Origin of the sequence: Pseudomonas californiensis, from assembly GCF_021147775.1 — a bacterium.
Lineage (GTDB): Bacteria > Pseudomonadota > Gammaproteobacteria > Pseudomonadales > Pseudomonadaceae > Aquipseudomonas > Aquipseudomonas californiensis.
Map to the genome: position 1 here is coordinate 1 of NZ_JAGTPK010000013.1, position 20,394 is coordinate 20,394.

Sequence of the window (20,394 nt, forward strand, 5' to 3'; positions counted from 1 at the left end):
CAGGCTGAGTTCTGGCGCTGATCCGGGGGGCAATCGGCAGGGATGCCGATTGAGCTGCACCGGGCCATGGATGGCCCGTTGCAGCGACCGCCGGATCAGGGTCAGGATGAAGGAATCCGCCGCAGGCGGACCCAACCGGAGCCTGGGGCTTTGCCCACTTTGGCCCCATCAAAGCGGGTCGCCGAGGGGCGAAAAGGTGACCTGAGTCGAGCACTCAGGTCACTAAGTCCACAGTCCAGAGTCCAGAGTCCAGAGTCCAGAGTCCAGAGTCCAGAGTCCAGAGTCTACAAACTACAAACTACAAAAAGTTGTACTGCACACCCACGCGCAGCCGCAACTGGCGTTTATCGTCTTCGGAATTGACCTTGATATCGCCCACCTCAAAGAACGGCACCCAATTCTTGTCCCACTTGTATTTAAACGCAGCGTTCTGTTCGTAATCGGTCTTGTCGTTATCGTAGCGAATATAGTCAGCATCAAACCAGGTGAACTGATACTCGTAGGTCCACGGTCCCTTGGGCGCGTAGTTGAGCCACACGTCATAGCGATTGACCGACTGGTCATTCATCTGGTTATCCGGCATGTCACGGTTGACCTTGTCGCGGTCCAGTTTGATCGAGTCATAACGGTAGCGGCCGGATACGGTCAGTTGGTCGGTCACTTTGTAGCCGACCTTGAGCCCCATCTTGTAGGCCGTCGACTTCTCGATGCTTTCCAGCGCCAGCGAGGGCGTGAGCAGCCATTTGTCGTTGAGCCGGTGCTGATAGCTGACCGTCAATTCGTGGCCGTTGCCGACGGTGTTGTCGAACGCCACGTCCTGGCGGTCGCCAGCAGTCTTGTATTTGAGTTCACCTTCAAAGCCCCAGCCACTGTCCAGGCGTGTGCCGAACTTGACCCGGTCAGCGTGCATGCGTGTGCTTTCGGCGTACTGGTGGCGGTAGTTGATGTACGCGCTGTCGGCATGGGTCCATGCGCTTGGGAACAGGGCGGTCAGGGAGAGCAGAGCGATTGATTTTTTCATTTTTTTATTCTTGTTTGGGTGAGAATTGGGTGAGTTGAAGCAAATCGCAGGCAGCCGGGTTCCGTGGCCAATCTGGCCTGGGATCACGGTGTCAGCAGGGGCTCGGTGTCAGCGTCAGCCAGACGGGTTCTGGATCACCCGCTCGGGCGAACGTCCATGTCGCGACTGGCCTGGATCAGCATTCGCGAATAGTCGTGCAGGGCCTGGTCGTTGATCAGCTGGCTGCTGTCGAGGGTTTCCACTACCTGGCCCTGCTGCATCACCGCGACCCGGTCGCAGAGGTGTGCGACGACGCCCAGGTCATGGGTGACCATCAGGTAGGTCAGGCCTTGCTGATGACGCAGGTCCGCCAGCAGGTTGAGGATTTCAGCCTGCACCGACACGTCTAGTGCAGAGGTGGGCTCGTCGAGCAGCAGCACGCGCGGCTCCAGAATCAGCGCTCTTGCAATAGCTACGCGCTGACGTTGGCCGCCGGACAACTGGTGTGGATAGCGAAAGCGAAAGCTCTCGTTGAGGCCGACCCGGTTGAGCACCTCGCACACGCGCCGGTCGCGCTCGTCGATCTTGTGAATGCTCAACGGCTCCTTGAGCGCCGCGTCGATGGTGTGGCGTGGGTGCAGCGACGCATAGGGGTCCTGAAAGACCATCTGCACGGTGCGGTAGTGGCTGGCATCCAGCTTGCGCCGCACCGCCTGGCCCGCCACGCTGAGCGCGCCGCTCCAGTGATGATATTGCCCCGCCAGGCAGCGCAGGACCGTGGTCTTGCCAGAGCCCGACTCGCCGACCAGGCCGAACGACTGGCCTGGTTCGACTTGCAGGTTGACGTCACGCAGAACCTGATTCAGCGCCGTGCCGGTGCCAAAGCTCAAGTTCAGTGAATCGACTTGGATCATGGTCATGGTCGTAGTCTCAGTGAGTGAGCCAAAGGGGATCGCGCTGCAGAACCGGGAGGCTGGCGCGCGGACGATCGAGGCTGGGCAGGGCGGCCAGCAGGCCTTGGGTGTAGGGATGACGCGCCTGATCCAGCTCGCTGGCATTGAGCGACTCCACCACGCGGCCGGCGTACATCACCAGCACCCGGTCGCAGAAGTGCCGGACCATGTTCAGGTCGTGACTGATGAAGATCAGCCCCAGGTCGCGCTCGCTGACCAGTTCCTCCAGCACGTTGAGGACCTGACGGCGCACCGAGACGTCGAGCGCCGAAGTGGGCTCGTCGGCAATGATCACCTGCGGATCGGTGATGACCATCATGGCAATCATGATTCGCTGCCCCATGCCGCCCGAGACTTCGTGCGGGTACAGTTCGTACACTCTTGCCGGTTCGCGGATATGCACCTTGGCGAGCATGTCCAGGGTGCGTTCACGCGCCTCTTTTCTGGAGACCCTGTGGTGCGCCAGATAGGCTTCGGCGATCTGCTCGCCGACCTTGATCACCGGGTTCAGCGAGTATTTCGGGTCTTGCATGATCATCGACATGCGCCGACCGCGAATGCCCTGGATCTGCTTTTCGCTGCACGCCAGCAGATCAACATCGCCAAAACGCAGGGTCTTGGCCGTGACGCGGGCGGTCGCCGGGTGCAGTCGCAAGAGGCTGCGACCCACCGTGGATTTGCCCGAGCCAGACTCGCCGACAATCGCCAGCTTTTCCCGCCCCAGATTGAAGGACACGTCGCGTACTGCTGCTGTGGTCTTGCCAGCGTGGCTGAACTCGACCCGCAAATCTTCTACCGCAAGCTTTATCTGTGACATGGCTGTCGTCCTTGTTGTTATTCGCTGCGTGGATCAAGTACATCGCGCAGGCCGTCGCCCAGCAGGTTGAAGGCCAGGCTGACCAGCATGATGGTGGCGCCGGGGGCTGCGACCAGCCACCAGCTTTCCAGCATGTAACGTCGGCCGCTGGAGATCATCGCGCCCCATTCAGGCAGCGGAGCCTGCGCACCCAGGCCGAGAAAGCCCAGCGCTGCGGCGGTCAGGATGATGCTGGCCATGTTCATGGTCAGGCGGATGATCACGGATGACGGGCACATCGGGATGATGTGGCGCCCGATCACACGTACCGCAGAGGCGCCTTGCAGCTTTACGGCCACCACGAAATCGGCATTGCGCAGCGACAGGGTTTCGGCACGCGCCAGGCGGGCAATGGGAGGCCAGGCGGTGAGGGCAATGGCGATGACCGCGTGCTCCAGACCCGGACCGAGAGCCGCGATGAAAGCCAGCGCCAGCACCAGGCTCGGGAACGAGATGAAGATGTCGGTGATTCGCATGAACAGGCTGTCGACCCAGCCGCCGAAATACCCCGATACCGTGCCGATCAGCAGGCCGATGGGGCCGACGATCACGGTGACCAGCATGACGATGTACAGCGTGATCCTAGAGCCATACACCAGGCGGCTGAACACATCACGGCCGTATTCATCGGTGCCGAACCAGTTTTGCGCGCCGGGCATACGCAATGCGGCCGACAGGTCCTGGGCGAGCGGGTCGTGGGTGGCGATCCATGGCGCGAACAGAGCGACGATCATCAAGGTGCTGATGACAATCAAACCGGCCAGTGTCATCGGGTTGCGCAACAGAAAACGCATCAGGCGTGCACTGCTGGCGGCGAACGCGGCCAGGCTCGAAGTGGGGGCCTGAACCAGGGGTTTGGTGCTGCTTGCCAGGGAAGTCGTCATCAGCGTGTTCTCGGGTCAAAGACTTTGTAGAGGGCGTCGCTGATCTGGTTGAGGATCACGAAGATCAGACCGATCAGCAGCACGCAGGCCATCACCGCATTCATGTCGCCCAGCAACAGGCTGCTGGTCAGGTACTGGCCAAAACCAGGCCAGGCGAAGACGGTTTCGATCAGCACCGCACCTTCCAGCAGGCCGCCGTAGGCGAGGGCGACGATGGTCAGCAATTGCACACGAATGTTGCGGAAGGCATGGCCCCAGACGATGCGTCGTTGGGACAGGCCCTTCACGCGGGCGGTGATGATGTATTCCTGCGACAGTTGTTCAAGCATGAAGCTGCGCGTCATGCGGCTGATGTACGCCACCGAGTTGAAGCTGAGGATCACCGCTGGCAGCAGGATATGGCGCAGGGCGCTGCGAAACGCCTCCCAGTCGCCGGACAGGGCGGTGTCGATCAGCAACAGACCGGTGCGGGTTTCGATAAGGCCGTCGTAGGCCAGGCCGATACGCCCCACGCCACCGGCCCAGCCCAGCCAGGCATAGAACACCAGAAATGCCATCATGCCGAGCCAGAAAATGGGCGTGGAATAGCCGAACAGGGTTATCACCCGTGCAACATGGTCGCCGGCACGGCCTTGATGCGTGGCTGCGTAAACGCCGAGCGGCAGGCCGATCAGCACGCCAAACAGGATGGCCAGGGTTGCCAGTTCCAGTGTGGCGGGGAACACCCGCACGATGTCGTCGATCACCGGATGGCCGGTGAGCAGGGCATTGCCCAGATCACCATGCAACAGGTCCTTGAGATACATGACGAACTGGGTGGTCAGCGGCTTGTCCAGCCCCAGCTCCTGAAAAGCCTGGGCGTAGGCGGCCGCGTCTGCGTCCGGGCCGACAATGGCCAGTACCGGGTCCAGCGGCATGACCCGACCGATAAAGAAAGTGAGCAACAGCAGGCCGAACAGGGTCGCCGCCACTGATCCGCTGCGACGGGTGCCATTGGCGACCCGACTGCTCCAAAATGAAATCGATGCACTCGACATGGTTATTCCTGCCTTGGCTTGAGCGATTGAACGCGGGGTTTCAGCGTTGCTTGTAGACGTCGCGCAGTCGCGTGGTAGCGGCGCTGTGACCTATGTATTCCCTGACGTCGGCGTGAATGACCACTTCGTCGGTCATCTGCGACACCGGCATGATCGGGCCGGCTTTCTGGTCATAGAGCGTCTGAATGCGCTGGTAATAGGCCAGTTGCTGAGCTGCGTCGCGCTCGCGCTCGGCCTGTTCGATCAGCTGATTGATCTCGGCGTCGTAGAACGAGGTGCGCCAGCCCTGAAAGTTGCTCAGCTTGGCTTCTTCCCGGTTGTCGGGGTTGTAGATCAGAGCGCGCAGGCTGGAATGCGGGTGTCGTTCGGCACCACCACCGCCCCGGCCGACCAGGATGTCGAAGCGCCGATCACGCATGGCGCCATAGATCTGATTGCCGGTGCCGGTAATGATCGTTGCCTGAATCCCGGCCTGGGCGAGGGTGGATTGCAGGCTGGTGGCGATGTTGATAAAGGGTGAGTCGGTGAGTGAGCGAATGGTGATTTTGAAGCCGTCCGGGTACCCGGCCTCGGCCAGCAGGCGTTTTGCCTGAGCAACGTTGAGGGCGTAGCCCGGATCATCGAGCCTGGCCGCCAGCCCCAGTTGCAGCGGACGCTGGTTGATCAGGCCATAGTGCGGCATGACCACATTATTGATGCCCTGATAGTCGATCAATGCGCGAATCGCCTGGCGCACCCGAATGTCCTGAAACAGCGGTTGTTCCATGCTCAGGGCTACGTAGTACAGCGTGCCGCGCGGGATGGTCTGCACGGTGACCTCGTCCGACCGTGTCAGGGCCTTGATGTCGGTGGCGGCCATGCCGCGTGCCACATCCAGATCGCCACGCTCGACCATCAGGCGCAGTGCCTGGGACTCGGTCATGTTACGCATGATCACCCGGCGCATTTTGGCTGGGCCGCGCCAGTACTGATCGAAGCGGCTCATCAGGATGACATCGTTGGCGCGCCAGATGTCCAGCTTGAACGCACCGGATCCGGCCGTGTGAGTGGTCAGCCAACCTGCACCGAGGTCATCGCCCTTGGCGTGTTGCAGTGCCGTGAGGCGATCGATGACAAACGCGCTGGGCGAGGTCGCCAGCGTGTTGAGCACCAGCATCGGATCGGTGGCTTTGGGCAGGTCGAGCACAAAGGTCGAAGGACCCTCGGCGCGCATCAGCTCGCTGACGTTTTTGGCCGTGTAGCCATAGGCCTTCCAGGTCGAAGCCAGCGCCTTGTTCAGGGTGACAACGCGTTGCAGCGACCAGGCGACGTCGTGTGCGGTCAATGGGTTGCCGGAATGAAACGTCACAGCGGGGCGCAGGTGAAAGGTCAGGCGCATGCGGTCGGGACTGATTTCCCAACGCTCGGCCAGGGCGGGAATCAACTGGTCCGGGCTTGCCGCGTCCTGTTCCAGCAGCATTTCGTAAACGTTGGCGTTGACCTCGGAGACTTCCAGGCCGGTGGCGCCTGCGGGGTCGAGGGAAAGCAGGTTGATCATGCTCATGCCTACCACCAGTTGGTCGACCGGTGTTTCGCCGCGTGCCAGGGCGGGCGGGGTGTACATGAGTGTCGCCGTCAGGGCGAGGCATAGCAGCCAGGGCAGGCGCTGGGGCCAGAGCTTCATGGGGGCGGTCCTTTTTTATAGTTATAAAGACACGTGTCTGTTGATGTGCCTGCGACAAGGGCGTGCTGGTCGCCCTTGTGGCGTGGCCGGTCAGTAGCGTTGCACGGTGTGCGTCTCGATATAACTGAAGTTGATGTCTTCGCCCAGTCCCGGCTTTTGGGAAAGATGCACGAAGCCGTCGCTGTCCATCGGGTCGACCAGCGTATTGAGGTAGGCAGGTACGTCATCGTAATCAAGGAAGGGGTGCAGCAGGCCTCGTTCGTACCAGCGACAGTTGCTGATCGCGCCTACCACCGCCAGGTTGGCGGCACCGTTGCCGTGAACCTCGCAGTCCATGCCGAACGACTCGGCCAGGTGCGCAACTTTCAGGCAAGGCCCGATACCGCCGACACCTGCAACCCCTGCACGCAGAATGTCGCAGGATTTGTTGGCAACCCAGCTGGCGCGGCTGTGGTATTTGCCAGCGATGCTTTCGGGGCCGAGTACCGGAATATCCAGATTGGCTGCGAGCCAGGCGTAGGACTCGGCGGAGTCTTCCATCATGGGCTCTTCAAACCAGGCGAAGTCGAGCTTTTGCAGTTCACGCCCGATATACAGCGCGTCGGTGCGGCTGTACCAGTGATAACCGTCCAGCATCAGCGCGATGTCCGGGCCTACTGCTTCGCGGACGGCGGCGCAAGCCTGTACGTCCATGCGGGGGTTGGGCGCAAACGAGATCGGCGGCATCCAGGTGTGCAATTTGATGCCTTTGTAGCCGCGTTGAACCAGCTTTTCGGCGAACTGGCCGTACTCGTCAGGTGTGGACAAACCTCCCGGCAAGTCGTCGCCGCACATGGTTGAACCGTAAGCCAGAACCTTGTCGCGGTAGCCGCCCAGCAGTTGGTGAACCGGCAGCTTCAAAGCGCGCCCGGCCAGGTCCCACAGTGCCTGTTCCACCAGGGCCAATGCCCGGTCGGTGAACTGACTGGCGCTGCCGCGTTGCCAGTGGGCGAGTTCCTGCCAGATCTTTTCGCGGTTCATCGGGTTTTGACCGACCAGTACCTTTTTCACGAACGAATCGATGACGTGCGGGCGAACCAGTTCAGGTGCGCCGAAAGCAAAGCCTTCGCTGCCATCGTCACAGGCGATGCGCAGCATGGCAGTTTTGACCGGTTTTTCTTCGCCCGGGTGGGCATGGCCTGCGCTGTCTACGGCGCGACGGGAGGGGAAGGTGAAGACGTCGACGTTGACCGAGGTGATTTTCATGATGACCTTCATGGATATTGTAGTTATCAGATTTTATTAGTATGTCGTCATACAACTTTTAGCCGATTATTTGCGTTCTTGTAGGACGATGTCAATAGTCGTATGACGACTAATTTTTCAATTTTCCTTGTTTTAAAGCCTATAAGGAGCACTTGATATGTTTATGGGTGAGGCAAGAGGCGGTTGGCAGTCTATAAGTCGTCATACCTATTCGTATGAGTGTCGGATCTCTTTTCTATCTGGTTGAAAGAAATTCACCCGATGCGGGAGAGGTGGTTACCAAACTGTCGGCGCATTTCAGAAAAAAATCGGAGTCAGTTTCCATGTGCGTTTCGCCATGCAGCACCCTGGGATGGCGCTGAGCGGGCCTGTCAGCCTGGTTCCAACTTCTTTTTCACATCTTCTTCACCGCTTCCGTACGACTGCGACCCTATCTTTGCCGCCATGTGAGGGTGATGCAGCCGGCTCTGCCTGGCGCTCAGCCTCGGCGTCTGTTCAAGCAGGGGTAGCCACGTGGTGCGTAGTTCAATAAGTAGATCTTCGGCAGCAGCCGACGTACTGGTTCTCAAGCCGGAAACCGGAAAGTCCTTTCTGAGCAACCGGCGCATCGCTCTCATGGGCATGGCTGTCGTTGTGACGGCGCTTTGCGCCTGGGCCTGGAGCGTGTTCTCGATCGCTCATGTCGTTGATTTGAGCGCAGACAGCAATCTGACAAAGTCCGGTCTGTATAAGCTTTGGTTGCAGGGCGATGTGGTGGTGATGATCCGGCATGGTGAGCGTTGTGATCGATCCAGCAATCCATGCATGAATGGCGGGGATGGCATTACGCGAGTGGGCAGTGAAGCGGCATTGGCCGTCGGGGCTGGCCTGAAGAAGCTGGGGCTGGGCAAGGCTGTCATGATTGCCAGCCCCACGACGCGCACCCAGCAGACCGCAGAGCTGGTGTCAGGCCATGCCGTTGCGACTCAGGACTGGGCCAACGATTGTGACAGTAGCTTCAAGGACGCAGTGGTTGCGCACAAGAATCGCGGCGAAAACCTCGTCCTGGTCACACACAGCGGCTGCATCGATCATTTCGAGCGCAAGCTGGGCGTGCCTTTCAATGAGCGCTCCGCCGCCTACGCAGAAGCCGTTTTCGTTCAAATAGACGGTACACACAGGCCCAGGATTCTGGGCTCTATCAAGGCCGGACAGTGGGCAGACCTCAATAGCGAGCAGTTGAATTGATCAAACCAGCCAGTGGTCGTTTCAGATTTTACGGCAGCAACCTGATGATTCCGGTGTTGCTGGGTGTGTTGGTGTTTGTAGCCTTTGACCTGACTGGTCTGGACCGGATGCTGAGCGATATGCTCTATGACCCGGCTGCGGGTGTATTTCCTCTGGGTGAGAGCCATCTGTTCGAGAAAATCACCCATAAATGGGCGCGTATTCTGCCGAACTGGACGGGCGAGCTGGCAATAATCGGCGCACTTCTGTCGTTTATCTGGCCGTTGCTGGAAAAACGCCCCAATGGCCGACTGATGCACTGGGCAGGCCGCGCGCGGATCGCTGCTCCGTTGCGTTTCACGCACCGTTATCGGCTGGACTTCTTCTACGTGGTGGTTGCTTTTGCGCTGAGTACCGGCGCGATTCACTTCCTGAAAAGCCACACCAGTGTTTATTGCCCGGTCGAAACCACACTGTATGGCGGCGCCCAGGCTCATTACGAGTGGTACAAGAACTTCACCCTGTGGCATGAGGCAGGCGCAGGTCGTTGCTGGCCCGGCGGTCATGCGTCCAGCGCGTTCAGCCTGTTTGCGCTGTATTTCGTCGCCCGTCGCCACGCCTGGCCTTATACCCGTCTGGTGTTTGCTGCGGTGACCGTGCTGGGCTTGATCTATGGCACGACACGTGTCCTGCAAGGCTGGCACTATATGTCGCATACATTCTGGGCCGGGCTCGTCGTGTGGCTGGTGATGTTCGTGGTAGCGCTATGTTTCTATGGTCGGTCCAGATTGCAGCAACCCCTGAACGACGTCCGTAAGGTACAACGCAGCGATACACTGATCATCCGCAGCCCCGAGTCTGTGGTGTGATGTCCGGGTTAGCTCCGCTGGCAGCGGGTCGGGTAGAAAAACAAGAAGGCGCTGCAATGAATATTCTGGTTATAGAAGACCACCGTGACATCCACGACAACCTGGTGGAGTTCTTCGAGCTGCGTGGCCATGCGGTCGAAGGTGCGCTCGATGGTTTGAGCGGGCTGCACCTGGCCGCATCCAAACCCTTCGATGCAATCATTCTGGACATCATGTTGCCGGGTATCGACGGCAACCAGATCTGCCAAAGCCTGCGTCAGTACTCCAAGTCTGAAGTGGCCATCGTGATGCTCAGTGCTCGCGATGAGCTGGAGGATCGCCTGATCGGCTTCAAGGTCGGTGCCGACGACTACATCACCAAGCCCTTTGCGATGTCCGAAGTGCTGGCGAGGATCGAGGCGGTCGTCGGGCGTCGGCAACGCAAGGACAACCGCATCATGGTCGTGGCCGACCTGACGTACGATCTGGACACCCTCGAAGTGTGCCGGGCCGGCAAGCCGCTGAAACTCAACCCGACCAACATGAAGCTGCTGGAACTGCTCATGCGCAAGAGTCCGCATATTGTGATGCGCGCCGAAATGGAGCATCTGGTGTGGGGGCGCGACGCCCCGAACAACAGCAGCTTGCGCAGTAACGTTCACCTGTTGAGGCGCGCGCTGGACGATGGTTTCGACTTTCCGCTGCTGCACACCGCGCATGGCCTGGGCTACAAGCTGTGCAGGCAGCACTGACTTACGTTATCAATCGAAGCGGAACAGGCGCTGGATCAGGGTCGGTGTGCTGCCGGTCCAGCGGTAGTGGCCCGGAATGAAGCGGCTGTCGGCTTCTTGTCCATCGCTTTTGAGGGGCATGGATGCCCCTCAGGCTGTACGCGTCAGTGGGTGACGAGCACGCGCCAGCGCGAGATTGAGGCGCCGCAGCAGATTGTCCGGCGTTTCGGTGAGGGCCATCACCACCGCCACACTGGCAGACAGATGAATCCGCTCGCCATGCAATCGTGTCTTGTGGGCCAGGCTGGCAACCGCTTGCTGCAATTCGAGCGCCAGCAGCTTGGCCTCGCTTTCACCGGTGTCGGGCAGCAATACCACAAAACGGTCGCCGGCCAGGCGGCAGAGCAGATCTTGACGCCTCAGGTTCAACGCCAGCAGATGGCTGAGCGCCGACAACACTTCATCGCCTTCGGGGTGCCCGTAAGTCCAGGTGATCGCGCTGAAATCATCCACGTCCACAGCCAGCAGCGATAACGGCTGTTGTTGCGTGAGGCTCTGTTCCAGGCTCAGCACCAATTGACGCTTGAGGTAATCGGTGCTGCCCAGAGGGGTGAGCTTGTCGTAAAGCAGATGCTCGCGAAAGCCGCGTTCGCGCTTCTCCATCTGCGCGCTGATCGCCAACTGCTCGCGGTGCCAGTGGTAAATGCCGATGGTCAACAGAATCTGCCCGACCGGCATGAGACCGGATTCCAGCCAGCGGTCCCACTCGATCTCGGCGGGTAGTCGAATGAACTCATCCAGCGCGTCGATCCACCAGGAAAAGAACACGCAGATCAGCCCGATCGCCAGGTAATTGGTTGCGCGTCCGACAGGACGACTCTTGAACACCAGAAACAGCCAGGCCAGCGACAGCAGGGCAGAACCGCCTTTACCTACGATGTCGAGCCACTTCCATTCGCTGACGTATTTGATGTCGCCAAAGGCGAGAAACGCCAGCAGTCCCAGGTTGCAGGCAATCAACAGCACAGCGAGCTTCCAGCGATGAGGTTGAATAATCCTGAACATGGCGGGCAGGCTCCTGAAGTACTGAGTCGGCCAGCAAAACAGAGGCAGATGACACTCGAGTGACGGGTGGCAGGGGCACCACAGAGGTCGAATCAGTGACAGAACCGCCAGCCGGAGCAGGCTGCGCTGGCGCGCGAGCGTGAGGAGGAGCAAAAGCGAGAACGTGAAATCGAGCAACGACCAGCCGCTGAGCAAGGACGCCCGGATTACTCCGAGCGTGCACTGTACAAAGGCATTGAGGGCGATTCCCCGGGCTCTGCGACGTCTCGCCACAAGGCCGGGTGATAAACCCGCAGGTGCGGGGCAGCGGTTATTGTTCATGCGCCCGTCAGTGGTCGTGGCTGAAACCTTTCGGTATCAGCCACGGCTTGTCGAGAGCGAGGCAGTGATGGTTCCCTGGGTGAAAAACACCTTTCACTATCGGATCAAATAGCGGCGATTTGAGCGCAGATCCGGGTCTGATCTGCCGGGCAGACGTCAGCGAGTCGCCAACGTCGACTGCGATTCGTTTTTACCGGCCACGGTCGATAACGCGTGCTTGGTCGCGTTATACGCTTCGAATTCGAAGCTGATCACGTCACCGGCATTTAGTGTGACCCCGTCGATACCGCTGGGCGAAGCCACCCCGTTGACCAGGAATTCCCAATAGAAATACGGTGCAGATGATGAGACAAATGAATCATAGGTCTCGTTGATCATCATCACCAGATAGCCGAACTGACTGCCGTAATACTGCAGCGCGTAGGTGAACTTTGCGGTGCTGTTGATCTGGTTATAAGCGCTTTCCAGTGCAGTTTGCGCATTCATGCCTTGCTGCCAGGGCACCGTTGCACTGGGTCCGCCAACGACGTTTACGGTTACCGAAGGGGTGGTGTTCATGAGGCCGCTCATCCTTTTGCTGTTTGAGTTGGCGCTGCTTGAGCAACGCAACGTGCCAGAAGGCCTGAGCGGTATAGTTGACGGTGGGGAGTTTGTACAATGGCGCATCACTGCGCAGCGAACCTGACGCGCGCTGCGTCAGGTTCGCCCAGGCCTCAACTGACTTTGAAGCGACGTACCAAGGCGATCAGGCGGGTATTGGACTCAGAGAGTGCCGCCGTGCTGCGCTCGTTGCTGGAACCACCCTCAACCAGCTCTTCGACGATATGACGCACAGCAATGATGTTGCGACTGATTTCCTCGGACACCGCGCTTTGTTCCTCGGCGGCCGTGGCGATCTGCATACTCAGGTCGTTGATGCGCAGTACCGAACTGGTCATGTCATCCAGCCCGGCGGTCACTGCCGTGGTCTTGCCGGCGGTGGCTTGACAGCTCTGGCGGGTTTTTTCCATGGCTGCAACCGCTGCGCTGACGCCTTGCTGCAGACTGCTCAACATCTCGTTGATTTCCGAGGTGCTGGCCTGGGTACGGGCGGCGAGGGCGCGTACTTCGTCAGCCACCACCGCAAACCCGCGACCCTGTTCACCGGCCCGTGCCGCTTCGATGGCCGCGTTGAGTGCGAGCAGGTTGGTCTGACCGGCGATTTCACCAATCACCGCCAATACGGCGTTGATGCGCTTGGCGTCCTGCTCCATCGATTGCACTTTGCTGGTGGCAGAGTCCACTTCGCTGATCAGCGCGGTCACGCTGTCCGATGCATCGGCTACAACGGTCTTGGAGATTTGCGCGTTTTCATTGGCTGATTGCGTGAAACTGGCAGTCTGTGCCGCGCTGCGCGCTACTTCATCGGCCGTGGACGACATTTCGGTGATCGCTGTAACGGCCTGATCGGTCTCGTTGGCGTGACGGACCAGAATGGCACTGGTGTTGCCCGACTGACTGCGCAACTGTTCAATCCCGCTGGCAATCTCGCTGGTGGAACTGCTGACTTCCAGCATCATGCGCTGCAGGTAAGCAATGAAGCGATTGACGGATTCGCCCACCTGATCCACTTCGTCCTGGCCCTTGACCGCGATGCGGCGGGTCAGGTCAGCGTCACCGGCCGACAGCGTATCGATGTTGGTCTTGAGCACATTCAGGCGATGCATCAAGGCGCGCAGTGCGACAACCATCAGCACCAGCAATACCAGCACCATCGGGATCTGCAGCCAGGCCAACGTCTTGAGGACCGCTTCGCTCTGGCTTTTCAGCAGGGCTGTTTTCTGCGACACGGCCAACAACCAGGGCGTGCCTGCGACCGGCATCAGGAACAGGGTCGACTCTTCGCCGTCGGCGTTGTCATAGGTCAGGCGTGAGGTGCCGTTTCCCTTGGCCGCCAAGGCCGATTTGATGCCGTTGATGAAGGGCGACTGTGCAGCCAGTTCGGAGATATTGCGCAGTACGATCTTGTCGCTGCTGCCTGGCACGTTCGACAGGATCTTGCCGTCGGCCTCGATGATCATGATGCGCCCGTTGACTTCGCGCTCTTTGGCTTCAACCAACTGATTGAAAAAGCCCAGCGTCACGTCGATGGTCGATACGCCCCAGGGCTTGCCGTCCTTGGTGATCGCCATGGCGCAGTTGGTGCGCGGTTCAGGGCTTGCAGCGTCCTGATAGGCAGGCGCCCAGGCGCATTGGCCGGCAGGCGAGTTCAAACCGCCTTTATGCCAGCCTTGCTCGAAGTAATTGAGCGACTCGGGCGAGTTCCAGTGGGTGTTGACGATCAGCTTGCCCGACGCATCGCGGTGGTAGAAGGTGCTGTGCTTGGCACGCCCTGGGGTGCGTGCATCAGGTAGCGGCCAAATGCCGCCGCCAAAGACCTTGGCTTCGCCGTACTGGTTGACCAGGAATGGCAACAGGCGGTCGATGTCGTCGCTGGACAACTGCGGCACCAGCTCGGTGATCGCGCGCTGTTGAGCTTGAACTCGCGCCAGCTCGGTCTTGATTTCGTTACTGATATCAGCCGCCTTTGCGGTCAGCATATTCTCGTCAGTCGCGGTGAGCCTTGGGGTCACGAATTGGCCGATGCCATAAACGGTCAACAGGATGACCAGCGCCATGAATCCCACGAATGTTGCGGTGTAGCGTGCTTGCACAGTTTTTAGCGTGGCCATTGTTTTTATACCTGCGACGTGAGAATTCAGCTGCCTGAATCAGGTGTCGGCATCACAAGGTATTTCTTGAAAGGGGAAATCGGCCATTTTTGGGTATGGCTATCCTCATTGAGCCCACATTGAGGAGTAAGTTGAAAGATCTACGACCCCGGCATTTGCACGGCTGGCGATGAGTCAGATGGGGATATAGAGCAAAAAAAATTTACTGAGCTGGCTTGACTTCGTTTTGTGAATCAGTAACATAGCGCTCATTCCGCGATAGCTCAGTTGGTAGAGCAAGTGACTGTTAATCACTGGGTCCCTGGTTCGAGTCCAGGTCGTGGAGCCAGACACGGTTTCGAAGGCAGCTTGCAAAGCCTCTGATAGCCCTCAAAAACCCGCCCTTCGGCGGGTTTTTGCGTTTCAGGGGTTTTCCGGCCTTTTGTGCCTGCGACGCCCTTGCTCGTCGAGTCTGGGTGCAGGTCAGTAACCTGTCTCAGCCATCACCGCGACTCACCACCCCCTTATTCTGAATTGATCCGGTGGCAGAGATAGGCCTGGGTCTGATACGGAAATTCGATGATTTCACGGCCCTTCAAAGACGGGTGAGTGGCTATCAGCGCGTGCAGCTGTTCTGTCACGTTGGCTTTATCGGCTGGCGGCAATGCGGCGATGAAGCTCACCGAGAGGAAACGGTCGAGGATGACCTCCTGAGGGCTGCCTGAATGCACGTACTTGAAGCAGGTCATCTGCGGCTCTGAAAAATGAGGGCCGCTGAAAGGCGCCCGCCAGAGCCCGGTGTGGAAACGCGGCGTATCGCCTTCGTAAGGGGTCATGATGTCGGTAATGGCGGCCACCCAGTCCACCGACTCGTCCCGCACGTTCCAGATCATCCCCAGTCTGCCGCCCGGTTTCAGAACTCGATGAATCTCGGCAAGCGCACTTTCGCTGGCAAACCAGTGGAAGGCCTGCGCGCAAACCACTGCCTCTGCGGTGCTTGAATCGACCGGAATGCATTCGGCAGTGCCGTTCAGAATACTGAGGTCCGGCAGGGCCTTCGAGAACTCCGCCCGCATGGCCTCGACAGGTTCGATTGCCACAACATCCCGGGTTATTGAGTTCAACAGCCGCGTGAACTTGCCGGTGCCTGCACCCAGGTCGATCACGGTTGACTCCGAATCGATCCCCAGCTCATCCATGAGCCAGGCTTGCAGCTCGATCGGGTAGCTGGGGCGTCCTTTGGCATAGGTGCCTGCCTGAGATGAGAAGCCAATCTGCGCAGCTTTTTGAATGCCGGCCATGGGGTGCGGTCCTGGTTGGGAAGTTGATCGATTTTACAACGTGATCCGTTCATGGGCGAGGCGGGCTCCACTGGATGCAGACATTTCGAGGGCGAGCGTCAGGTGGGGCGTTACCGCGCCGTTGAAAGTGTACTGTCCTGTTGTAAGGTACGTCTGCACACTCAATGTCAGTCAAAAGGATGTATTCAGGATGATCACACTTTCTCGCCGAACACGTGCCGTGGGTCTGGGCCTTGCGCTTGCCTTGTCCGCTTTTGCGCCCTTCGCGCTGGCCGAGCCTCACGCAAAGATCCAGGCCGACGCCGAGCAGTATCAGGGTGAGGCCTTGAAGCTGCTGGAGCGCCTGGTCAACATCGACTCGGGTTCCGGCTACGCGCCGGGTATCAATCAGGTGGGCGACATCGCGATTGAAGAGCTGAAAAAGCTCGGCGCGACCATCGAGCTTGTGCCGAACACACCGGACCCCAGTAATCATGTGATTGCCACGCTCAAAGGCACCGGCAAGAAAAAGATTTTGCTGATGGCGCACATGGACACGGTCTTCAAGGAAGGCACCGCAGCGGAGCGACCGTTCACCATCAAGGACGGGCGAGCCTACGGCCCCGGCGTGATGGACGACAAGGGCGGAATCGTTGCCGCTGTCTACGCCCTGAAAGTGCTGAATAACCTCAAGTTCACCGACTACGCGCAGATCACCGTGCTGCTGGACGCCAGTGAGGAAACCGGCTCCAGCGTCGGCACCGAGCTGATCAAGAAAACCGCCAAAGAGCATGACGTCACGCTCAATCTGGAGCCCGGCCGCCCGGCAGACGGGCTTGTGGTGTGGCGCAAGGGCGTGGCGACGGCGCTGGTCGAGGTCAAGGGCAAGTCGTCTCATGCAGGCGTTGCGCCAGAGCTTGGGCGCAATGCGGCAACCGAGGTGGCGCACCAGATTCTGCAGCTTGGGAAGCTGGGTGACGAAGCCAGGAAAACCACCATCAACTTCACCGTGCTCAAGGCCGGTGATCGCACCAACGTAATTCCTGATCAGGCCAGCGCCAAGGCTGATGTGCGTGCGGTCTTGCCGGAAGAGTTTGATCGCATTGAACAGGATCTGGCAAAAGTGTCGGAGAACCGCCTGGTGCCGGATACAGAGGTCAAGACCAGCCTGGTGCGTGGCTTGCCGCCGATGCCACAAACCCCTGAATCCGACGCGTTGGTTGCCATGGCGCAGGACATTTATGGTGAGCTGGGACGCAAGCTCACCATCGAAGGCAGCGGCGGGGCGGCTGACTCCAGTCTGTCGGCCAGTGTGGGTACACCGACGCTGGATGGCTTTGGCATCGTGTGTGGCAATATCCACACCGCTGATGAATACGCTGAAGTCAACAGCGTGGCACCACGTATCTATCTGCTGGCGCGGATGATCATGAAGGTTGCCGGGGCGCAGTGATATAAACCCGACGCACAGGTTGCGGCGCGTCGGGTGGCGTCATCCAGTGTCAGGACGGCGGAATGGTGGCGAGCAGGCCAATGGCAATGGTGAACGCTAAAAAGCCCAGTAAAGACAGTGCAAGCTTACCCATGAGAACCTCTTGAACAGTGGGTTTGAGTCACGGTGGCGCAATGCACACATCGGCGTGGCGTCAGGGCCGTGGCAACTGAGTGCATGGCCATTATCGGGCTGCTCGCATTTCTGGTACAGATTCAGAAAGGAGAAAAAAACAGAGATCAGATGGGGTTCAGAATGAGGCGGTGATGCGACCCAGCGTCGCCATCGCTGCTTCACTTCGCTCATCCCACGGGCTACCGTAATTGAGGCGGGCACAGTTCTGAAAACGCTGCGAAGGTGAAAATATCGGGCCCGGCGCAACGCTGATGCCTTGCTCCAGTGCCTGTTGAAAAAGCTGCAACGAATCAACCTGCTCAGGAAACTCGAACCACAGAAAGTAGCCGCCCACAGGCTTGGTCACGCGTGTGCCCGACGGAAAGTAGCGGGCTGCGGCCGTGAGCATCGCAGACTGCTGGCGTTCGAGCGCGTCACGCAGTTTTCGCAGGTGGCGGTCATATCCACCGTGCTTGAGATAGTCCGCGAGCGCGGCCTGGGCCGGCACCGACGGCGAAATCGTGGTCATCAGCTTCAGGCGATTTATCTGCTCGGTGTAGCGTCCGCCTGCTACCCAGCCTACCCGATAGCCTGGCGCGAGTGCCTTGGAAAACGAACTGCAATGCATGACTCGTCCGTCGCGGTCCAGACTTTTGATCGGGTGGGGCGCCTGGGTGCCGAAGTACAACTCGGAGTACACGTCATCCTCGATCAGCGGCACGTCATGTTTTTCGAGCAAGTCATAGAGTTGCGTTTTTTTCGTCTGCGTCAGGCTGGCGCCCAACGGGTTCTGAAAACTGCTCATGAACCAGCAGGCCTTGACCGGCAACCGCGCAAGGCTTTCCTCCAGCGAAAGCAGGTCCACGCCGTCGCGAGGATGCACGGGTATTTCCACTGCTTTGAGTTTCAGCCGTTCAAGCACTTGAAGGCAGGCATAGAACGCGGGCGCTTCGATGGCGACCAGATCGCCGGGCTGGGTGACGCATTGCAGGCACAGGTTCAAGGCTTCCATTGCGCCGTTGGTGATCACCAGTTCACTGGCGGGCAGGCGTACGCCGCTGATCATGTAGCGCAAGGCGATCTGACGGCGCAGTTCGTCGTTTCCGGTGGTCATGGCGCTGACAATGGCGGCTGGTGTCAGCGCACGAACCGCCGAGGCCATGGACTTTGCCAGGCGCGGCAGGGGATAAAGATGCGGACTCGGGAACGCCGAGCCAAACGGAACCGTATCAGGGTCCTTGAGCGAGGCCAGCACCGAAAAAATCAGGTCGCTGACGCCGACATCGGTCCCGTCACTGGTGTGTCTGATCAGCTCCGGCTCAGTCATGGTTTGCGAGCTGGCGTCTCGCACGTAATAGCCTGAGCGGGCTCGGGCCTGGATCAGGCCCTTGTCTTCGAGCAGGTAGTACGCCTTGAACACCGTGGTGGGGCTGACCGCGTAAGTGCGGCTCGCCATTCTCACCGACGGCACTTTTGCGCCGGGCGGCAGGATACCGTTGCGGATCAGTTCAGCGATGTCGGCGGCGAATTTTTCGTAGCGTTTCATAGACGGCATCAAGCGGATGATGCACGCATCATGCTTGAAAGCGGACAGTCAGCACAAAGCCTAGGGTTCGCCATCCCAGTAATCAACGCTCTGATCGACGCGTTGACTTGCCACGAAATAGCCGCCTGAGCTCGACGCCATTGCCTGATACTTGCCGGAGTCGGGGTATTCGCAGATTTCCGGTTTTTCTCTCGTGCTGACCGACAGGTATTTGAGGGGCAATGATGACGTGTTGATGATCTGATGAGGGTATTCAGGGCCTGCCGGGATGAAGATCACATCGCCGGTCTTGATCGGCAGCATTTCACCCGCGACCCGCAGGCTGCCGTCACCTTCAATGACGATGAACATCTCTTCCTGAGCGTGATGAAAGTGATAAGGGCACGAGCGTTTGCCCGGCGCAACGATATCGACAGAGGCGCCCAACTTTGTCGCTGCCGTTCCGGTACCGAGACGAGCCGCGAGACTTTCATACAACGGTTCGCGCACCTCGTGTTCCAGGGCTGCGTCATTGAAATTGCGGATCAGCCGGGAAGCCAGTTCATGCCTGGATATATTCGTCATTGCTGCGCGACCTGCGAACTTCGGAGAACCTGAACTGTAGACCATTATGTTTCAGCGGCTGGCGCTCGATGGCCCGTTTTCGACGGGGCGCCTCTGGAGTCGCTGCTACCCTTTATTTACCTTGTGATACTGCTGATCGTGTCCCTCGTCATGCACTGTCAGGTTTGGCAGTGATCAACGCAGAGTAACCCTGTACCGGTAAAACATGTCGCTACCCAGTCAGGATTGACTGATGGACCTGAAGGACTCTCGAACATGTACACACTTTTTGGCGCCGAAGGCTCGGGCTCGGTGGCTATCGAAATTGCCCTCGGCCGTTGCAACGTTTGTTACACGCTGATCCCTGCATGCGCTTGGGAAGAGGGGTCAGACAAGGAGGCGCTTGAACAGGCCAATCCACTTGTTCAGGTACCGACCCTGATCCTGCCTGACGGTAGCGTAATGACGGAAAGCGTCGCGATATTGATTCATCTGGGGCTTGAGTTCCCCGAGTCTGGACTGCTGCCTCGAAGCGTTGTCAGTCAGGCCCATGCGTTGCGGGCGCTGGTTTATATTGCCGCCAATTGTTATTCCGCCATCGGGATCATTGATCATCCGGAACGCTGGATGCCCGATACTGATCAGGTGTCGTTGACGCGGCTGGAGGAGGGTGCTCGTTTGCGCCTTTACGAACATTGGGAAACATTCAGCGATGTGTTTGTGCAGCCAGACTTCTGGAGGCCCGATGCGCCAGGGGCGGTCGAGGTTCTGGCAGCCGTCGTGACTCGATGGAGCGGTACGCGGGAGCACCTGCAAATGCGACGTCCCGAGTTCCATGTTTCGCTGTTGCAGATCGATGCTCATCCGACAGTCAAGCCTGTTGCCGAGCGCCAGTGGGCATAGCCTGCCTGGATGAAATT

19 protein-coding genes, 1 tRNA gene and 2 pseudogenes are annotated in these 20,394 nt (G+C 59.1%); 8 read left to right on the forward strand and 14 right to left on the reverse strand.

What is annotated here, in order from left to right; all coding sequences use genetic code 11:
• Window positions 1-298 precede the first annotated feature (298 nt).
• From KDX37_RS14515 to KDX37_RS14545, 7 genes are all read right to left on the reverse strand, one after another.
• Window positions 299-1,021, reverse strand: a complete 723-nt coding sequence (locus KDX37_RS14515; RefSeq protein WP_231653374.1) for an oligogalacturonate-specific porin KdgM family protein — start codon at window positions 1,019-1,021, stop codon at window positions 299-301.
• A gap of 134 nt (window positions 1,022-1,155) precedes the next feature.
• On the reverse strand, window positions 1,156-1,920 hold the full coding sequence (locus KDX37_RS14520) for an ABC transporter ATP-binding protein (protein WP_231653375.1): 765 nt from the start codon (window positions 1,918-1,920) through the stop codon (window positions 1,156-1,158).
• Between the two features lie 10 nt (window positions 1,921-1,930).
• A complete protein-coding gene (locus tag KDX37_RS14525; protein ID WP_231653376.1) occupies window positions 1,931-2,770 on the reverse strand; it encodes an ABC transporter ATP-binding protein in 840 nt (279 codons plus the stop codon).
• Window positions 2,771-2,787: 17 nt separating this feature from the next.
• Complete coding sequence (locus tag KDX37_RS14530) at window positions 2,788-3,693, reverse strand: ABC transporter permease (protein WP_231653377.1); 906 nt, start codon at window positions 3,691-3,693, stop codon at window positions 2,788-2,790.
• Entirely contained in the window at window positions 3,693-4,730 is a 1,038-nt protein-coding gene (locus KDX37_RS14535; RefSeq protein WP_231653378.1) for an ABC transporter permease, read from the reverse strand. Before KDX37_RS14535 ends, KDX37_RS14530 begins: the two co-directional genes overlap by 1 nt.
• Window positions 4,731-4,770: 40 nt before the next feature.
• Entirely contained in the window at window positions 4,771-6,393 is a 1,623-nt protein-coding gene (locus tag KDX37_RS14540) for an ABC transporter substrate-binding protein (protein WP_231653379.1), read from the reverse strand.
• 90 nt (window positions 6,394-6,483) lie between these two features.
• On the reverse strand, window positions 6,484-7,638 hold the full coding sequence (locus KDX37_RS14545; protein ID WP_231653380.1) for a mandelate racemase family protein: 1,155 nt from the start codon (window positions 7,636-7,638) through the stop codon (window positions 6,484-6,486).
• 615 nt (window positions 7,639-8,253) lie between these two features.
• Here KDX37_RS14545 and pmrG point away from each other — a divergent pair.
• Genes pmrG through KDX37_RS14560 form a run of 3 tightly spaced genes read left to right on the forward strand, consistent with a single transcriptional unit; the run spans window position 8,254 to window position 10,444 of the window.
• Window positions 8,254-8,865, forward strand: a complete 612-nt coding sequence (gene pmrG / locus KDX37_RS14550; protein ID WP_231653515.1) for a lipopolysaccharide core heptose(II)-phosphate phosphatase PmrG — start codon at window positions 8,254-8,256, stop codon at window positions 8,863-8,865.
• On the forward strand, window positions 8,862-9,713 hold the full coding sequence (locus KDX37_RS14555) for a phosphatase PAP2 family protein (protein ID WP_231653381.1): 852 nt from the start codon (window positions 8,862-8,864) through the stop codon (window positions 9,711-9,713). Before pmrG ends, KDX37_RS14555 begins: the two co-directional genes overlap by 4 nt.
• Before the next feature lie 56 nt (window positions 9,714-9,769).
• Window positions 9,770-10,444, forward strand: coding sequence for a response regulator transcription factor (locus KDX37_RS14560; RefSeq protein WP_231653382.1), 675 nt, complete (start codon window positions 9,770-9,772; stop codon window positions 10,442-10,444).
• 129 nt (window positions 10,445-10,573) lie between these two features.
• Here KDX37_RS14560 and KDX37_RS14565 read toward each other — a convergent pair whose 3' ends face one another.
• Window positions 10,574-11,488, reverse strand: coding sequence for a GGDEF domain-containing protein (locus tag KDX37_RS14565; RefSeq protein ID WP_231653383.1), 915 nt, complete (start codon window positions 11,486-11,488; stop codon window positions 10,574-10,576).
• A 105-nt stretch (window positions 11,489-11,593) separates the two neighbouring features.
• Between KDX37_RS14565 and KDX37_RS29550 the strand changes: the two are divergent.
• Window positions 11,594-11,921 (forward strand): annotated as a pseudogene (locus KDX37_RS29550) (energy transducer TonB); the annotation flags it as partial.
• 44 nt (window positions 11,922-11,965) lie between these two features.
• Here the strand turns inward: KDX37_RS29550 and KDX37_RS14570 are convergent.
• Window positions 11,966-12,367: a DUF4430 domain-containing protein gene (locus KDX37_RS14570; protein ID WP_231653384.1), complete on the reverse strand. Its 402-nt coding sequence runs from the start codon at window positions 12,365-12,367 to the stop codon at window positions 11,966-11,968.
• Here KDX37_RS14570 and KDX37_RS29420 point away from each other — a divergent pair.
• Complete coding sequence (locus KDX37_RS29420; RefSeq protein WP_264759254.1) at window positions 12,366-12,494, forward strand: hypothetical protein; 129 nt, start codon at window positions 12,366-12,368, stop codon at window positions 12,492-12,494. The two genes, KDX37_RS14570 and KDX37_RS29420, sit on opposite strands and share 2 nt — an antisense overlap.
• Before the next feature lie 28 nt (window positions 12,495-12,522).
• On the opposite strand, the gene KDX37_RS29750 is transcribed toward KDX37_RS29420, so the two are convergent.
• Window positions 12,523-13,368, reverse strand: a complete 846-nt coding sequence (locus KDX37_RS29750; protein ID WP_406646031.1) for a methyl-accepting chemotaxis protein — start codon at window positions 13,366-13,368, stop codon at window positions 12,523-12,525.
• Window positions 13,369-13,383: 15 nt separating this feature from the next.
• Window positions 13,384-14,520: pseudogene (locus KDX37_RS29755) on the reverse strand (HAMP domain-containing protein); the annotation flags it as partial.
• Between the two features lie 252 nt (window positions 14,521-14,772).
• Here KDX37_RS29755 and KDX37_RS14580 point away from each other — a divergent pair.
• Window positions 14,773-14,848, forward strand: a tRNA-Asn gene (locus tag KDX37_RS14580).
• A 175-nt stretch (window positions 14,849-15,023) separates the two neighbouring features.
• Here KDX37_RS14580 and KDX37_RS14585 read toward each other — a convergent pair.
• Complete coding sequence (locus KDX37_RS14585) at window positions 15,024-15,800, reverse strand: class I SAM-dependent methyltransferase (RefSeq protein WP_231653386.1); 777 nt, start codon at window positions 15,798-15,800, stop codon at window positions 15,024-15,026.
• A 190-nt stretch (window positions 15,801-15,990) separates the two neighbouring features.
• On the opposite strand from KDX37_RS14585, the gene KDX37_RS14590 reads away from it, so the two are divergent.
• A complete protein-coding gene (locus KDX37_RS14590) occupies window positions 15,991-17,232 on the forward strand; it encodes a M20/M25/M40 family metallo-hydrolase (RefSeq protein WP_231653387.1) in 1,242 nt (413 codons plus the stop codon).
• A 289-nt stretch (window positions 17,233-17,521) separates the two neighbouring features.
• Here the strand turns inward: KDX37_RS14590 and mapR are convergent, their stop codons facing one another.
• A complete protein-coding gene (gene mapR / locus KDX37_RS14595; RefSeq protein ID WP_231653388.1) occupies window positions 17,522-18,931 on the reverse strand; it encodes a GntR family transcriptional regulator MpaR in 1,410 nt (469 codons plus the stop codon).
• A gap of 60 nt (window positions 18,932-18,991) precedes the next feature.
• Window positions 18,992-19,495 carry a cupin domain-containing protein gene (locus KDX37_RS14600; protein WP_231653389.1) on the reverse strand — a complete coding sequence of 168 codons (504 nt, stop codon included), beginning with the start codon at window positions 19,493-19,495 and terminating at the stop codon, window positions 18,992-18,994.
• A gap of 255 nt (window positions 19,496-19,750) precedes the next feature.
• Here KDX37_RS14600 and KDX37_RS14605 point away from each other — a divergent pair, with 255 nt between their 5' ends.
• Window positions 19,751-20,377 (forward strand): glutathione S-transferase N-terminal domain-containing protein, encoded by a 627-nt coding sequence (locus KDX37_RS14605; protein WP_231653390.1) that lies wholly within the window; start codon window positions 19,751-19,753, stop codon window positions 20,375-20,377.
• The last annotated feature ends 17 nt before the right edge of the window (window positions 20,378-20,394 follow it).

Excerpts from the sequence above, each read along its gene's own strand:
- KDX37_RS14515 (WP_231653374.1), bottom strand. The coding sequence starts at position 1,021 with ATGAAAAAATCAATCGCTCTGCTCTCCCTGACCGCCCTGTTCCCAAGC.
- KDX37_RS14520 (WP_231653375.1), bottom strand. The coding sequence starts at position 1,920 with ATGACCATGATCCAAGTCGATTCACTGAACTTGAGCTTTGGCACCGGC.
- KDX37_RS14525 (WP_231653376.1), bottom strand. The coding sequence starts at position 2,770 with ATGTCACAGATAAAGCTTGCGGTAGAAGATTTGCGGGTCGAGTTCAGC.
- KDX37_RS14530 (WP_231653377.1), bottom strand. The coding sequence starts at position 3,693 with ATGACGACTTCCCTGGCAAGCAGCACCAAACCCCTGGTTCAGGCCCCC.
- KDX37_RS14535 (WP_231653378.1), bottom strand. The coding sequence starts at position 4,730 with ATGTCGAGTGCATCGATTTCATTTTGGAGCAGTCGGGTCGCCAATGGC.
- KDX37_RS14540 (WP_231653379.1), bottom strand. The coding sequence starts at position 6,393 with ATGAAGCTCTGGCCCCAGCGCCTGCCCTGGCTGCTATGCCTCGCCCTG.
- KDX37_RS14545 (WP_231653380.1), bottom strand. The coding sequence starts at position 7,638 with ATGAAAATCACCTCGGTCAACGTCGACGTCTTCACCTTCCCCTCCCGT.
- pmrG (WP_231653515.1), top strand. The coding sequence starts at position 8,254 with ATGGGCATGGCTGTCGTTGTGACGGCGCTTTGCGCCTGGGCCTGGAGC.
- KDX37_RS14560 (WP_231653382.1), top strand. The coding sequence starts at position 9,770 with ATGAATATTCTGGTTATAGAAGACCACCGTGACATCCACGACAACCTG.
- KDX37_RS14565 (WP_231653383.1), bottom strand. The coding sequence starts at position 11,488 with ATGTTCAGGATTATTCAACCTCATCGCTGGAAGCTCGCTGTGCTGTTG.
- KDX37_RS29420 (WP_264759254.1), top strand. The coding sequence starts at position 12,366 with ATGAGGCCGCTCATCCTTTTGCTGTTTGAGTTGGCGCTGCTTGAGCAA.
- KDX37_RS14570 (WP_231653384.1), bottom strand. The coding sequence starts at position 12,367 with ATGAACACCACCCCTTCGGTAACCGTAAACGTCGTTGGCGGACCCAGT.
- KDX37_RS29750 (WP_406646031.1), bottom strand. The coding sequence starts at position 13,368 with ATGATGCTGGAAGTCAGCAGTTCCACCAGCGAGATTGCCAGCGGGATT.
- KDX37_RS14585 (WP_231653386.1), bottom strand. The coding sequence starts at position 15,800 with ATGGCCGGCATTCAAAAAGCTGCGCAGATTGGCTTCTCATCTCAGGCA.
- KDX37_RS14590 (WP_231653387.1), top strand. The coding sequence starts at position 15,991 with ATGATCACACTTTCTCGCCGAACACGTGCCGTGGGTCTGGGCCTTGCG.
- mapR (WP_231653388.1), bottom strand. The coding sequence starts at position 18,931 with ATGAAACGCTACGAAAAATTCGCCGCCGACATCGCTGAACTGATCCGC.
- KDX37_RS14600 (WP_231653389.1), bottom strand. The coding sequence starts at position 19,495 with ATGACGAATATATCCAGGCATGAACTGGCTTCCCGGCTGATCCGCAAT.
- KDX37_RS14605 (WP_231653390.1), top strand. The coding sequence starts at position 19,751 with ATGTACACACTTTTTGGCGCCGAAGGCTCGGGCTCGGTGGCTATCGAA.